Genomic DNA, 13,411 nt, shown 5'->3' on the forward strand with positions numbered 1-13,411 from the left:
CGCCCGGCGGCACCGGCTGGACCGGCACCTTCCCGGCCGCCGCCTTCAAGACCCCCGCCGCCGACACCCCGCCGCCCGCCACCGCTATCGCCACCGCGCCCGCGCCCGCCGCCCACGGCATCGGCGGCGGCCTGCGCGGCCGCGTCCTGGTGGTCGAGGGCGGCTACGGCGGCGGCCGCCGCTGGGGGCGCGGCGGCACCGCGAACGCCTCCGTGCTCTCCGCGGCGCTGGCCGGCGTCGCCCCGCAGGTGCTGCTCTCCGCCGACCAGGTCGACGCCGTCCACCTGCCCGGCGCCAACGACCCGCAGACCGTCCTCGCCCACCTGCGCGCCGCCGCCCGCCACCCCGGGCCGCTGCTGATCCACCTCGGCGGCCACCTGGTCACCGACCGGCGCGGCGAGCAGCTCTACCTCTCGCTGCGCGAGAACAAGGCCTCCGAGAGCCTGCCCTGGTCCGCCGTCGCCAACGAACTGCGCCACCGCGGCACCGAGTTGGACACCCTGGTGATCGGCGACCTGAGCGCCGACCAGGTGGTCTGGCCCGGCCTCGCCGCCACCGCCGGACAGCAGCTCTCCGACGGCGTCCCGCTCTGGGCCGTCGTCAACCACGACCCCGACCAGCTCGGCACCTTCACCCGCGCCCTGATCGAGACCCTGCACCGCGGCCGCCCCGGCGCCGACCAGCTGCTCACCCCCGAACTCGTCCGCCAGCAGGTCCACTCGGTGCTGCGCGCCGACACCGTGGTGATCACCGCGCACCCCGCCGACCGGCCCTACTTCCGCAACACCGCCCGGCAGATCGGCCCCGGCGACCCCGCCGCGACGCCCGCCGCCCCCGCCCGCCCCGGGACGGCCGCCCCGGCCGCCGCGCCCGAACCCGCCCGGCCCCGGCTCGCCCCCGGCTGGACCCCGCGCGTCCTGGTCTCGCTGCGCAAGCCGGGCGTCCCGGCGACCCCGCCGCGCCGCAAGATGATCGTCTCGCTGGTCCGGGGCGTCCCGATGGTCCCCGCCGACACCCTCTCCGCCACCACGACGGTGCCGCTGGGCAAGCCGGACCGGGTCGAACTCGGCAAGGACACGCCCGCCGCGCCCCTGGTGGCACTCGAGAAGACCCTCGAACTCCCGGACACCGCCGACCCGTTGGCCGCCACCCTGCCGCTGCCGGGCCCGGACACGGCGACCGCGACCGTCCCGCTCGGCAAGCCGGCCCCCGCCCCGTTCGTCGAGCGCGCCCCCGAACCGGAACCCGCCCCCCGGCACGACCCGCTGGCCGCCACCACCCCGCTGCCCGGGCCCGGCACCGTCCGGCTCGGCAAGGAGAACGGCACCCCGGCGGCCGACCCCGGGCAGGTCCCGCCGAGCGAGTACCTGGAGGCGATCGGCCAGATCGTCCGCAGCGCCGAGGCCGGCGACCACGACGCCGCCGCCGCGCTCGCCCTCGCCCTGGAGGAGAAGGCCGTCGCCGCGTACGGCGCCCGCGCCCCCGTCGTGCTCCAGGTCCGCCAGGTCCGCGCCCACGTCTCCCGGGTCGGCGGCCGTCCCTCCGTCGCTGCCGAGCTCTACCGCCAGGTCGCCACCGCCCTGCTGCAGACCGACGGCCCCGACCACCCCGAGACCCAGCGCGCCGTCACCAACGCCGAAGCCTGCTGGCGCGCGGTCAAGGACCCGGCCGAAGCCATCCGGATCGCCCCCGACATCATCGAGCTCCGCGCCCACCTCCCCGGCCCCGACAACCGCAAACTCCGCGCCGCCGAACGCCACCTGCGCCAACTCGCCGAGGCCAACGCCGCCGGCCGCTAGGGCGGCGCCCGCCGGTCAGTGCACCGGCTCCTTGGCGGCCAGCAGCAGCAGTTCCCTGAACTGCCGCTTGTCGGTGGGCTTCGGCTCGCACAGCACCCGGGCCACCTCGTGGACGCCGACGCCGCGCAGCAGCCCGGCCAGGTGGTCGGGGGACAGGCGGTAGGCCGTCACCACCGAGTGGTCGTAGGGCTGGGCCGGGACCGCCGGGTCGTCGGTGGCGAGGCAGCCGATCAGCAGCCGGCCGCCCGGGGCGAGGACCCGGGCGAACTCCGCGAGCACGGCCGGGAGGTCCGGCGGCGGGACGTGGATCAGCGAGGCCCGCGAGAGCACCCCGCCCAGCGCGCCGTCCGCGAGGTCGAGCGCCGCCATCGAACCGACCTCGAACCGCACGCCCGGGTTGGCCCGCCGGGCCAGCTCGACCATCGCCGGGGAGGCGTCGACGCCGAACGCCCGCAGCCCCAACTCCCGCAGGTGGGCGGTGATGTGCCCAGGCCCGCAGCCCAGGTCCGCGACCTCGCCCCCGCCGCCGGTGCGCACCGACTCGGCGAACGCGGCCAGCAGCGCCCGCTCCACCGGCCGGTCGCGCAGGGTGTCGGCGAACTGCTGCGCGTAGCGCACGGCGACGGCGTCGTAGGCGGCCCGGGTGCCGGGGAGGGAATCCAGTTCGGTCATCCGCCGGACTGTAGCGGACCCCGCCGACACCCGGCCGCCCTTCGACGCCGTCGCCCTACTGCCTTACCGGGCGCCGCCGTTGACGTACAGGGTCTGGCCGCTGACGTAGGCGGCGTCCTCGCTGGCCAGGAAGGCGACCACGGCGGCGACCTCCTCGGGGCGGCCGACCCGGCGCAGCGGGGTGCGGCCCGCCACCTCGGCCTGGTGGTCCTCGGGGGTGGCGCCGACCCGCTCGGCGGTGGCGGCGGTCATCGAGGTGGCGATGTAGCCGGGGGCGACGGCGTTCACGTTGACGTTGAACGGGCCGAGCTCGATGGCCAGCGTCGCGGTGAGGCCCTGGATGCCGGCCTTCGCCGCCGCGTAGTTGGCCTGGCCGCGGTTGCCGAGGGCGGAGCGCGAGCTGAGCGACACGATCTTGCCGTACTTCTGCGCGACGAAGTACTTCTGGGCGACGTGCGCGCAGTTGTAGGCGCTGGTCAGGTTGACGGTGAGGACGGCGTCCCAGTCCTGCTTGGGCATCTTGAAGAACAGGTTGTCCCGGGTGATCCCGGCGTTGTTGACCAGGACGTGCACCCCGCCCAACTCCTCGGCCACGGTGGCGAACAGCGCCTCGACCGCGTCGTAGTCGGCGACGTCGCACCCGTACGCCCGCGCGGTGCCGCCCGCCGCGGCGATCTCCGCCGCGGTGCCCTCGGCCCGCTCCGCGGTGAGGTCGACCACGGCCACCGCCGCGCCCTCCTCGGCCAGCCGCCGGGCCGTCGCCGCCCCGATGCCCTGCGCCGCGCCGGTCACCACCGCGACCTTGCCGTCGAACCTGCCCATTGCCGTACTCCGTTCCTGATGGTTCGTCATGTCCGTTGGGGGGAAAGCGGGTTCAGCCGCGTTCGACCAGCACGGCGGAGCCCTGGCCGACGCCCACGCACATGGTGGCCAGGCCGCGCCGGGCGCCGGTGCGGCGCATCCGGTGCAGCAGGGTGGTGAGGATCCGGGCGCCCGAGCAGCCCAGCGGGTGGCCCAGCGCGATCGCCCCGCCGGAGGGGTTGACCAGCTCCGGGTCGATCCCCAACTCGCCCACCGAGGCCAGCGCCTGGGCCGCGAACGCCTCGTTGAACTCGGCGGTCTCCAGCTCGGCGAGCTTCCAGCCGGAGCGCTCCAGCACCCGCCGGGTGGCCGGCACCGGCCCGATGCCCATCACGTCCGGGTGCACGCCCGCCGAGGCGCCCGCCACGTACCGGCCCAGTGGCTCCAACTCCAGCTCTGCCAGCGCCCGTTCGCTGACCAGCAGCAGCGCCGCCGCGCCGTCGTTCATCGGCGAGGCGTTGCCCGCCGTCACCGTCCCGCCGGGGCGGAACACCGGCTTGAGGGCGGCCAGCTTCTCGGCGGTGGTGTCCGGCCGGATCGACTCGTCGCGCTCCACCAGCGCCCCGTCCGGGCGGGCGACGGGCAGCAGTTCGGCGTCGAAGTGCCCCGCCTCCCGGGCGGCGGCGGCCAGCCGGTGGCTGCGCAGCGCGAACGCGTCCTGCGCCTCGCGGCCGATGCCGTACCGGGCGGCGACCTCCTCGGCGGTCTCGCCCATCGACAGCACGCCGTGCAGCTCGCGCATCCGCGGGTTGGTCAGGCGCCAGCCGAGCCGGGTGTCGAAGGTCTCCATCCGGTGCGGCAGCGCCTCGTCCGGGCGGGGCAGCACGAACGGGGCGCGGCTCATCGACTCGCAGCCGCCCGCCACGACGACGTCCGCCTCGCCGGAGCCGATCGCCCGGGCCGCCGTGGTGACGGCCTCCATCCCGGACGCGCACAGCCGGTTGACGGTCGCGCCCGGCACGCCCTCGGGCAGCCCGGCCAGCAGCACGGCCATCCGGGCCAGGTTGCGGTTGTCCTCGCCGGCCTGGTTGGCGGCGCCCCAGTACACGTCGTCGATCCGCGCCGGGTCCAGCGCGGGCACCGAGTCGAGCAGTCCGCGCAGCACGGCCGCCGACAGGTCGTCGGGCCGGACGGCGGACAGTGCGCCGCGCAGCCGACCGATCGGGGTGCGGCGGGCGGCGGCGATGAAGACCGGAAGCACTTCGTCGGGCTCCTTGTCGGGAGGGTGGGAAGGGTGGGGGCAGGCGGGTCAGAACGCGTTGACGCCGGTCAGCGAGCGTCCGATGAGCAGCTTGTGGATCTGGCTGGTGCCCTCGTACAGGGTCATCACCCGGGCGTCGCGCAGGTACTTGCCGACCGGGTACTCGTCGATGAAGCCGTACCCGCCGAACACCTGCAGCGCGTTGTTGGCGCAGCGCACCGCCGCCTCGGAGGCGTACAGCTTGGCGACCGAGGACTCGGTGGCGAACGGCTGCCCGCGGTCGATCAGGTCGGCGACCCGCCAGGTCAGCAGCCGGGCCGCGTCCACGTCGACGGCGATGTCGGCCAGCAGCTCCTGCACCAACTGGTGGGCGGCGATGGGCTTTCCGAACTGCTCGCGCTCCCCGGCGTAGCGCACCGCCGCGTCCAGCGCGGCCTGCGCGATGCCCACGCAGCCCGCCGCGACCGACATCCGGCCCTTGGCCAGGGCCGCCATCGCCACCGTGAAGCCCCTGCCGACCTCGCCGAGCCGGGCGCCGTCCGGGACGCGGACCCGGTCGAAGGAGAGTTCGGCGGTGGCCTGCCCGCGCAGGCCCAACTTGCCGTGCACCAGCCGCCGTTCGAAGCCGGGCGCGTCGGTGGGCACCAGGAAGGCGGTGACGCCGCGGTGCCCGGGACCGCCGGTGCGGGCGAAGACCAGGGCGACGTCCGCCCACGTCCCGTTGGTGATGAACATCTTCGCGCCGGAGATCAGCCAGTCGTCGCCGTCGCGCTCGGCCCGGGTGGTCAGGTTGGCGGCGTCCGAGCCGGTGCCGGGCTCGGTCAGCGCGAAGCAGCCCAGCGCCTCGCCCGAGCACAGCCGGGGCAGCCACTGCCGCTTCTGCTCCTCGGTGCCGAACGCGTTGACCGACTTGGCGACCAGCCCCAGCGTCACCGACACCACGCCGCGCACCGAGGAGTCGCCGCGCCCCAGCTCCTCCAGCACCAGGCAGTACGCCAGGTGGTCGCCGCCGCTGCCGCCGTACTCCTCCGGCAGGGTCAGCCCGAGGAAGCCCAGGTCGCCGAGCTTCCTGAGGATGCCCAGGTCGATCGACTCCGCCCGGTCCCACTCGGCCGCGAACGGCACGATCTCCCGGTCGGTGAAGGCGGCGGCCAGCTCCCGCACGGCGGCCTGCTCCTCGGTCAGTTCCAGGTCCATGCGGATGGGCACCCCGACTTAAACTAGCAGTGCAAGTTTTATGGTGACTGTAGCCCGCCCGCACCGGATGCGGAAGGGCACCCGCGGGCACCTGCGAGAATGGCCCGACCCAGCAGCCCGCACCCCAGGAGGCGGAGATCGCCCGACCCCGCACCCCCCTGCTCAGCCGGGACCGCATCATCGCCGCCGCCCTCGCCCTGGTCGACGCCGAGGGCCTGCCCGCCCTCTCCACCCGCCGCCTGGCCGCCGAACTCTCGGTCAGCGGCCCCTCGCTGTACAACCACTTCGCCACCAAGGACGACCTGCTCGACGCCGTCGTCGACAGTGTGATGGGCGAGGTCGACCTCACCATGTTCGACGCGCCGGACGACTGGCGCACCGCCCTGCACGCCTGGGCCCGCTCCTACCGCGCCGCCCTCACCGCCCACCCCCACCTCGTCCCGGTCCTCGCCCAGGGCCCCGGACGCCGCCCCAACGCCCTGCGGCTGGCCGACGCCGTCTTCGGCTGCCTGGTCGACGCCGGCTGGCCCCGCGGCCAGGCCACCCGGATCGGCGCCCTGATGCGCTACTTCGTCACCGGCTCCGCCCTCGGCTCCTTCGCCGCCGGCTTCCCCGACGACGCCGCCCTCTACGCCACCGCCGACTACCCCCACCTCGGCGACGCCCACCGCCTCGCCGAACACCGCCGCACCATCGACGAGGGCGCCTTCACCACCGGCCTCGACGCCCTCCTCGACGGCCTCGACCTGCGCTACCGCCGCCTGCCCTGAACCCTCCGGGGAACCGGCCCCCGGCCCCGCACGTCCATGGGTGCGGAACCGAGGACCAGGAGGACGGATGGACTGGGCGGACGCGACGGCCGGCACGGCGATCGGCGCCGCAGGACTGCTGCTCGCCGCCCTCGGCACCGCCCTCGCCGTCCAACGGCTGCGCCACGACGCCCGGCTGCGCCGCCTGCGCGCCCACGGCCTCACCGCCGAGGCCGAAGTCCTGGAGACGTACACCAGCACCCACCGGCACACCGAGACCCGGCAGGTGCACACCGACCGCCGGGCCGTCCTCGGCTTCCGCACCGCCGACCACCTGCCCGTCCGGGTCGAGGACGACGGCGACACCCCGCGCGCCGTCGGCGACCGGATCGCCGTCCGCTACCTGCCCGGCCGCCCCGAGGGCGCCCTCCCCGCCGACACCGTCGACCGGCCCCGCCACGTCGCCGCCCTCACCACCCTCGGCGCCCTCACCGGCGCGGCGGCGCTGCTGCTGGCCGGAGCGCTGGCCGCCGCCTTCGGCACGGCCCTCGCCACCGGCGGCGGCCTGTTCTGAACCGCGGTCGGCCGGCCTCGCGGCCCCGGCGGCCCCGACGCAGGCCCCGGAAACCCCGGCCTCGCGGCCCCGGCGGCCCCGACGCAGGCCCCGGAAACCCCGGCCTCGCGGCCCCGGAAGCCCCGACGCAGGCCCCGGGCTCCGGCAACGTCCACCGGAACGGCAGGAAGCCTGCCGCTCACCGGGCCGCCGCCCTCCGCAGCGCCCGCCGCACCTCGTCGGCCGGGTCGCCCGCGTGGTACGGGTGCTCGCTCGGTTCGATGCCGTCCAGGAACTCCTGGTAGCGCAGCGCGAAGTGCACGTGCACCAGCGGCGGCGCCAGCTCCAGGGCCCGTTCCGGGGCGCAGGCCGGCAGCAGCCCGCGCCAGGCGTCGATCCAGCGGGAGCGGACGTCCGCCCAGCGTGCGGGGGAGAGGAACGGGGCGGGCCGCAGGCCGTCCAGGGCCGGGTGGCCCCAGGCCGCGTCCGAGAAGTCCAGGACGGTGGCCCGCTCGCCGTCGAAACGCCAGTTGCCCGGGTGGAAGTCGCCGTGCACCAGCGTCAACGGCAGCCCGCAGGCGGCGAGTTCGTCGGCGAGCGCGGGCAACTGCCCGGCCAGCTCCCGGGCCTGCGCGTACTCCTGCTCCGACAGGTCGGGGCGCAGCCGCTCCAGCAGCGCCGGGAAGCGCTCCGCGAGCGCGGCCGGCGAGCAGTCCGCCAACTCGCCGGGGCCGTCCGCCGCGACCGCCGCCTGCGCGGCCGCCCAGCGGTCGACCACCTCCAGCATGCCGTCCTCCGGGGCGCCCCAGCAGTCCACGCCCGGCACGTCCGCCAGCAGCACCCGCCGCCCGTCGGCGGCCAGCACCCGCGGCGCCAGCCCCGGCCGGGCCCGCTCCACCCGGGCGATCACCGCCGCCTCCGGCACCGCGAACGGCGGCGTGCTCTTCAGCCACACCGGGCCGTCCGCGGTCGGGAAGCGCGACAGCGCCGACAGGTTCCAGCTGCGCACCTGCTCCACCGGGCCGCTCCTGGACCGGCCGAGCGAGGCCAACTCGCCGTCCGCCCAAGCCCATTCCGCGGCCAGCCCGTCCGCCGACGCCCACCGCAGCCGCAGCGGGTGCCCGGCGTCCGGCAGCACCGGGCTCGCGGCCAGCGCGCCCGTCGGACGCCCGGACGCCGCCGCCAGGTACACCGCCCCGCCGCCCCGGCCGCCCTCGCCGCCCGCCACCGACAGCAGCCGCAGCACCGCCAGCGGCACCCCCGCCGCCCGCGACGCCGCCGCGGCCACCTCGCCGATCTGCGCCCAGTACGGCGACTGCGCCGCGAACGGGCCCACCGCCCCCAGGAGTTCGCCCTGCCACTCGACCACGACGGTCGCCGTCCGCTGCTCAGTCATCTGCACCCGGGCATTCTCCGGACGGCCCCGCCCCCGCGCCACCGAATAACGGACGCCCCCGTACCGCCGTCCGGGGGCGGGACCGTAACCCGGCACGGCCGGGGGAGTTGTACCGCGGGCGGTGGATCCCCTCCGCCCCGGGCCGGTGCGGCGGAGGTGACGGACGTGGCGGAACGCGTGCTGGTGGGCAGGCCGCTGACGGCGGGCGCGGTCGCGGACCGGTACGACGCGGTGGTGGTCGGGTCCGGGGCGGGCGGCCTGACCACCGCGGTCTGCCTGGCCCGCCAGGGGCGCCGGGTGGCGGTGTTCGAGCAGCACTACACCGCGGGCGGCTACACCCACGCCTACCGGCGCCGCGGCTGGGAATGGGACGTCGGCATCCACTACGTCGGCCAGTTGGGCCCGCGCGAACCGGTGCGGGTGCTCTCCGACTACCTGACCGGCGGCGCGCTGCGCTGGGCCCCGGTCGGCGACCCGTGCGACGAGTACCGGCTGGCCGGCGAGGTGCACCGGGGCCCGGTCGGCTTCGACGCCCACCGGGCCGAACTGACCGCCCGCTTCCCGGCCGAACGGGCCGGCATCGACGCCCTGTTCGCCCTGGTCGGGCGGTGCCGGGCGGTGCTCCCGGCGCTGGCGGTGGGCCGCCTCTCGAGCCCGGTGGCCCGCGGGCTGGCCCGCCTGCTGCGGACGGCCGCCGTACCGCCCGAGGCGATGCGCCCGGCCCGGGACGTGGTGGAAGGGCTGATCGCCGACGAGCGGCTGCGGCAGGCCGTCCTCACCCGCAGCGCCCTGCTGCTGGCCGACTCCACCGCCAAGCTGCCGTTCTTCCTGCTCGCCGTGATGTTCGAGCACTTCCGCACCGGCGCCTGGTACCCGGTGGGCGGCAGCGCCGCGATCGCCCGCGCGATGCTCGACCCGATCCGCGCCGCGGGCGGCGAGGTCTTCGTCCGGGCCCCGGTCGCCCGGATCGAACTGACCGGGACGCGGGCGACGGGCGTCCGGCTGGCGGACGGCACCCGGGTCCGGGCCCCGGTGGTGGTCAGCGCGGCGGGCGCGCACCACACCTACCGCACCCTGCTGCCCGCTGCGCGGCCGCCCGGCGCCCCGGAGCGCCCCGGCGTCCCGGAGTGCCCCGGCGCCCCCGACCCGCTGGACGGCATGCGGCGCGGATTCCCGTTCGTGGTGCTCTTCCTCGGCCTCGACGGCGACCCCGCGGAACTCGGCCTGCCCCGGCACAACCTGCTGGTCACCGACGGCGACTGCGACGCCTTCTTCGACGGCACCGGCGGACGCACCAGCGGCTGCTTCCTCTCCTTCTCCTGCGCCAAGGACCCCACCTGGACCGGCCGGTACCCCGGCCGGTCCACCGGCGAGATCCTCGCCTACGTCCGCCCCGAGCTGTTCGCGCCCTTCCACGGCTCCCGCCACCGCCACCGGGACCGGGCCTACCTGGCGCTGAAGGCCGAACTCAGCGCCGAACTGCTCGACCTGCTCCACCGCCAACTGCCGTCCACCCGCGGCCGGGTGGCCTACCACGAACTCGGCACCCCGCTGACGGCCGAACACTTCGCCGGCTGGCCCGGCGGCAGCCTCTACGGGCTCGCCAAGGACGTCACGGCCTTCGGCGACGGCCGCACGCCCGGCCGGGCGGACCGGCTGCGCCCGCGCACCGCCGTCGACGGCCTCTACCTCTCCGGCCAGGACTGCCTGGCCGGAGGCTTCCTGGGCGCGGTCACCGGCGGCCTGCTCGCCGCGCACGAAGCACTCGACCGCACCGGCCGCGCCCGCCTGTGGACGGGCCTGCTGCGCCAGGCCGCCCGCCCGCCGGCCCCGCCGGAAGCCCCCTCGGGCACGGCCTAGTCGGAGCCGTCCTCGAAGGGCCGGGACAGCGACAGCCCGAAGCGGCCCTCCCCGTCGGTCCACCAGTCGGTCAGCCGCAGGCCGGCGGCGAAGAGCTCGCGTTCGACGCGTTCGCGCCGGAACTTCGCGGAGACCTCGGTGCGGAGCTCCTCGCCGGCCTCGAAGTGCACGGGCAGGCCGAGTTCGGTGACCTTGACGGTCTGCTCGCGCAGCGAGCGCAGCCGCATCTCGATCCACTCGTTCTCGGCGTCCCAGAGGGCGACGTGCGCGAACTGCTCCGGCTCGAAGTCGGCGCCCAGCTCGCGGTTGAGCACCGACAGCAGGTTGCGGTTGAACGCGGCGGTGACCCCGGCGGCGTCGTCGTAGGCGGCGACCAGGACGGCGGGGTCCTTGACCAGGTCGGTGCCGAGCAGCAGCCAGTCGCCGGGCATCAGCTGGGCCCGCAGGCCGGCCAGGAAGACGGTGCGCTCGGCGGGCAGCAGGTTGCCGAGGGTGCCGCCGAGGAAGACGACCAGGCGGGGGCCGCCGCCGTCGGGCAGGCCCAGACCGTGGGTGAAGTCGGACAGCACGGCGGAGACCTCCAGCCCCGGGTAGTCGTCGATCAGCGACTTCCCGGCGGCCGCCAGGGCGCTCTCGCTGACGTCGACCGGGACGTAGCGCTCCAGGGTGCCCGCGGCGCGCAGCGCGTCGAGCAGCAGGCGGGTCTTCTCGGAGGAGCCGGAGCCGAGTTCGACCAGGGTGCGGGCGCCGGTGGCGGCGGCGACGGCGGCGGCGCGGTCGGCGAGGATCTCGCGCTCGGCCCGGGTCGGGTAGTACTCGGGCAGCCGGGTGATCTCCTCGAAGAGTTCGGAGCCGCGGGCGTCGTAGAACCACTTCGGGGGCAGCCGTTTGGGCCGGCCGCTCAGGCCCTCGCGGGCGTCGGTGCGCAGCGCGTGGTGCAGGTGGTCGGGGGGCAGCAGGCGGGTCAGCCGGTATCCGGTCATCGCGGGGCGTCCTCTCGGGTGCGCGGCCCGACGGGGGCCAGCGGGGTCAGCGAGCTGCCGGCCGCGTCGGCCACCAGCAGGGTGCGGTCGGGGACTTCGGACCAGCCGGGCCCGTCGTCGAAGGGCTCGGAGGCGAGCAGCACGGAGCCGTCCGGGTCGCGGTGCTGGAACAGGGTGTCGCCCCACACCGTGGCGGCCAGCGAACTGCCGTCGGTGGCCAGCAGGTTGACCCGGGCATCGGACAACTCGGCGGTCAGCAGGCAGACTTCGGCGAGCGCCTCGCCGAGTTTGACGCCCGCGCGCAGCCGGTTCAGCGCCAGCGCCCACAGCAGGGCCGAGTCGGTGCGCGCCTCCAGCTCCAACAGCTCGGTGGCGGGCAGCAGTTCGGCCAGCGGGGCGAAGGAGCGCGGCCAGCCGGGCAGCGCGCCGTTGTGGCTGAACAGCCAGCGCCCGGCGGCGAACGGGGCGGCGGCCTGCGGCCCGGCGGCGCAGCCGGGGGTGGCGGAGCGGACGGCGCCGAGCACGGCGTGCGAGCTGACCACCCGGGCCAGGTCGGCGAGGTCGCCGTCGGCCCAGATCGGGCCCTCCCGCCGGTAGCGGGCCGGACGCTCGTCCCCGGCCGCGTACCAGCCGACGCCGTAGCCGTCCGCGTTGACGGTGCCGTAGCGCTGCAGCCGGGGCGCCCAGGACTGGCGCAGCAGCCCGTACGGCGGGTCGAGCAGGACCGAGCGGATCGGCACCGGCCGCCCCAGGTAGGCGAAGTGGCGGCACATCAGGCCCCGGCCCCCGTCCGGGGCTCGGCCGTCCTCGGCTCGGCGTCGCGCGCGGTGCGGAAGCCGGAGAAGATCTGCCGCCGCACCGGGTAGTCCCAGTTGCGGAAGGTGCCCCGGCAGGCGACCGGGGCGACCGCGAACGAGCCGCCGCGCAGCACCTTGTACTCAGGGCCGAAGAACACCTCCGAGTACTCCTTGTACGGCCAGGCTGTGAAGCCCGGGTAGCCGGTGAAGTCGCTGGCCGTCCACTCCCACACGTCGCCGATCAACTGCCGTGCCCCGCACGGCGCTTCACCCGCCGGGTAGGCGCCGACCGGGGCCGGGCGCAGGTGCCGCTGGCCCAGGTTGGCGTGCTCGGGGCCGGGGGAGGCGTCGCCCCACGGGAAGCGCCGGGAGCGGCCGGTGGCCGGGTCGTGCCGGGCGGCCTTCTCCCACTCGGCCTCGGTCGGCAGCCGCCGCCCCGCCCACCGGGCGTACGCGTCGGCCTCGTACCAGCTGACGTGCAGCACCGGCTCGTCCGCCGGGACGGGTTCGAGGCGGCCGAAGCGGCGGCGCAGCCACTGGCCGCCGTCCTGCTCCCAGAACAGCGGCGCCTCCAGGCCGGCCGACATCCGGTGCGCCCAGCCCTCGGGCGTCCACCAGCGCGGGTCCCGGTAGCCGCCGTCGGCCAGGAAGCGCTGGTAGGCGCCGGCCGAGACGGGCGTGGTGTCCAGCCAGAACGCGGGCAGCTCGACCGGGTGGGCGGGGCGCTCGTTGTCCAGCGCCCACGGCTCGGTGTCGGTGCCCATGGTGAACGGCCCGGCGGGGACCAGGACCTCGGCGGGCAGCGGGCCGGTGGCGGCGGGCGGCGGCGGGGCGTCCAGCACGGCCGGGCCGGTGCGCAGCTGGTGGGTGATCAGCATGGTCTCGTCGTGCTGCTGCTCGTGCTGGGCGATCATGCCGAAGGCGAACCCGGCGTCCAGCAGCGGCGCGCCCTCCAGCGGGGAGGCGGCCAGCAGGTCCAGCACCCGGCCGCGCACCTCGTGCGCGTAGGCGCGGGCCTCGGCGGGCGGCAGCAGCGGCAGCCGGGGGCGCTCGGCCCGCGGGTGCTCGAAGGCGTCGTACAGCGGGTCGATCTCCGGGTGCATCGGGTCGCGGCCGCCCACGTTGCGCAGCAGCCACAGCTCCTCCTGGTTGCCGATGTGCGCCAGGTCCCACACCAGCGGCGACATCAACGGCGAGTGCTGGGCGACGAGTTCGGCGTCGTCGACGGCCTCGGTGAGCTGCCCGGTGCGCTCCCGGGCGGCGAGCAGTTCGACGGCGATCAGGTCGCGCAGCAGGGCGGGGTCGGTCCGGTCGGCGTTCAGCACGAGGTGGCCTCCTGCGGG

General features: G+C 76.3%; 12 protein-coding genes. 4 read left to right on the top strand and 8 right to left on the bottom strand.

Going from position 1 to position 13,411, the window contains the following annotated elements:
- A partial coding sequence (locus tag IH44_RS0118140; protein WP_030460642.1) for a hypothetical protein occupies window positions 1-1,799 on the top strand: 1,799 nt, incomplete at its 5' end.
- Between the two features lie 15 nt (window positions 1,800-1,814).
- Here IH44_RS0118140 and IH44_RS0118145 read toward each other — a convergent pair.
- From IH44_RS0118145 to IH44_RS0118160, 4 genes are all read right to left on the bottom strand, one after another.
- Window positions 1,815-2,471: a class I SAM-dependent methyltransferase gene (locus tag IH44_RS0118145; RefSeq protein WP_030460643.1), complete on the bottom strand. Its 657-nt coding sequence runs from the start codon at window positions 2,469-2,471 to the stop codon at window positions 1,815-1,817.
- 63 nt (window positions 2,472-2,534) lie between these two features.
- A complete protein-coding gene (gene fabG / locus IH44_RS0118150; protein ID WP_030460644.1) occupies window positions 2,535-3,293 on the bottom strand; it encodes a 3-oxoacyl-ACP reductase FabG in 759 nt (252 codons plus the stop codon).
- A gap of 52 nt (window positions 3,294-3,345) precedes the next feature.
- Window positions 3,346-4,533: an acetyl-CoA C-acyltransferase gene (locus tag IH44_RS0118155; protein ID WP_030460645.1), complete on the bottom strand. Its 1,188-nt coding sequence runs from the start codon at window positions 4,531-4,533 to the stop codon at window positions 3,346-3,348.
- 48 nt (window positions 4,534-4,581) lie between these two features.
- Entirely contained in the window at window positions 4,582-5,730 is a 1,149-nt protein-coding gene (locus IH44_RS0118160; protein ID WP_030460646.1) for an acyl-CoA dehydrogenase family protein, read from the bottom strand.
- Window positions 5,731-5,867: 137 nt separating this feature from the next.
- On the opposite strand from IH44_RS0118160, the gene IH44_RS0118165 reads away from it, so the two are divergent.
- Window positions 5,868-6,500 carry a TetR/AcrR family transcriptional regulator gene (locus IH44_RS0118165; RefSeq protein WP_030460647.1) on the top strand — a complete coding sequence of 211 codons (633 nt, stop codon included), beginning with the start codon at window positions 5,868-5,870 and terminating at the stop codon, window positions 6,498-6,500.
- Between the two features lie 67 nt (window positions 6,501-6,567).
- Complete coding sequence (locus IH44_RS0118170; RefSeq protein WP_030460648.1) at window positions 6,568-7,053, top strand: DUF3592 domain-containing protein; 486 nt, start codon at window positions 6,568-6,570, stop codon at window positions 7,051-7,053.
- Window positions 7,054-7,231: 178 nt separating this feature from the next.
- On the opposite strand, the gene IH44_RS0118175 is transcribed toward IH44_RS0118170, so the two are convergent.
- Complete coding sequence (locus IH44_RS0118175) at window positions 7,232-8,434, bottom strand: phosphotransferase (protein WP_198545008.1); 1,203 nt, start codon at window positions 8,432-8,434, stop codon at window positions 7,232-7,234.
- Between the two features lie 159 nt (window positions 8,435-8,593).
- Here IH44_RS0118175 and IH44_RS0118180 point away from each other — a divergent pair, with 159 nt between their 5' ends.
- Window positions 8,594-10,288 (top strand): NAD(P)/FAD-dependent oxidoreductase, encoded by a 1,695-nt coding sequence (locus IH44_RS0118180; protein ID WP_030460650.1) that lies wholly within the window; start codon window positions 8,594-8,596, stop codon window positions 10,286-10,288.
- On the opposite strand, the gene egtD is transcribed toward IH44_RS0118180, so the two are convergent.
- The 3 genes from egtD to egtB are packed head-to-tail and all read right to left on the bottom strand — an operon-like array spanning window position 10,285 to window position 13,393.
- Window positions 10,285-11,271, bottom strand: coding sequence for an L-histidine N(alpha)-methyltransferase (gene egtD / locus IH44_RS0118185; RefSeq protein WP_030460651.1), 987 nt, complete (start codon window positions 11,269-11,271; stop codon window positions 10,285-10,287). The two genes, IH44_RS0118180 and egtD, sit on opposite strands and share 4 nt — an antisense overlap.
- Window positions 11,268-12,044, bottom strand: a complete 777-nt coding sequence (egtC, locus tag IH44_RS0118190; RefSeq protein ID WP_030460652.1) for an ergothioneine biosynthesis protein EgtC — start codon at window positions 12,042-12,044, stop codon at window positions 11,268-11,270. The genes egtD and egtC overlap by 4 nt, the downstream gene beginning before the upstream one ends.
- On the bottom strand, window positions 12,044-13,393 hold the full coding sequence (gene egtB, locus IH44_RS0118195) for an ergothioneine biosynthesis protein EgtB (RefSeq protein ID WP_030460653.1): 1,350 nt from the start codon (window positions 13,391-13,393) through the stop codon (window positions 12,044-12,046). Before egtB ends, egtC begins: the two co-directional genes overlap by 1 nt.
- Between the last annotated feature and the right edge of the window lie 18 nt (window positions 13,394-13,411).

Origin of the sequence: Kitasatospora sp. NRRL B-11411 (assembly GCF_000721345.1) — a bacterium.
Classification (GTDB): domain Bacteria; phylum Actinomycetota; class Actinomycetes; order Streptomycetales; family Streptomycetaceae; genus Kitasatospora; species Kitasatospora cineracea.

What these genes read in the sequence shown, in the direction of transcription:
- egtC (WP_030460652.1), bottom strand. Translation starts at nt 12,044, where the DNA reads ATGTGCCGCCACTTCGCCTACCTGGGGCGGCCGGTGCCGATCCGCTCG.
- fabG (WP_030460644.1), bottom strand. Translation starts at nt 3,293, where the DNA reads ATGGGCAGGTTCGACGGCAAGGTCGCGGTGGTGACCGGCGCGGCGCAG.
- IH44_RS0118145 (WP_030460643.1), bottom strand. Translation starts at nt 2,471, where the DNA reads ATGACCGAACTGGATTCCCTCCCCGGCACCCGGGCCGCCTACGACGCC.
- IH44_RS0118160 (WP_030460646.1), bottom strand. Translation starts at nt 5,730, where the DNA reads ATGGACCTGGAACTGACCGAGGAGCAGGCCGCCGTGCGGGAGCTGGCC.
- IH44_RS0118170 (WP_030460648.1), top strand. Translation starts at nt 6,568, where the DNA reads ATGGACTGGGCGGACGCGACGGCCGGCACGGCGATCGGCGCCGCAGGA.
- egtD (WP_030460651.1), bottom strand. Translation starts at nt 11,271, where the DNA reads ATGACCGGATACCGGCTGACCCGCCTGCTGCCCCCCGACCACCTGCAC.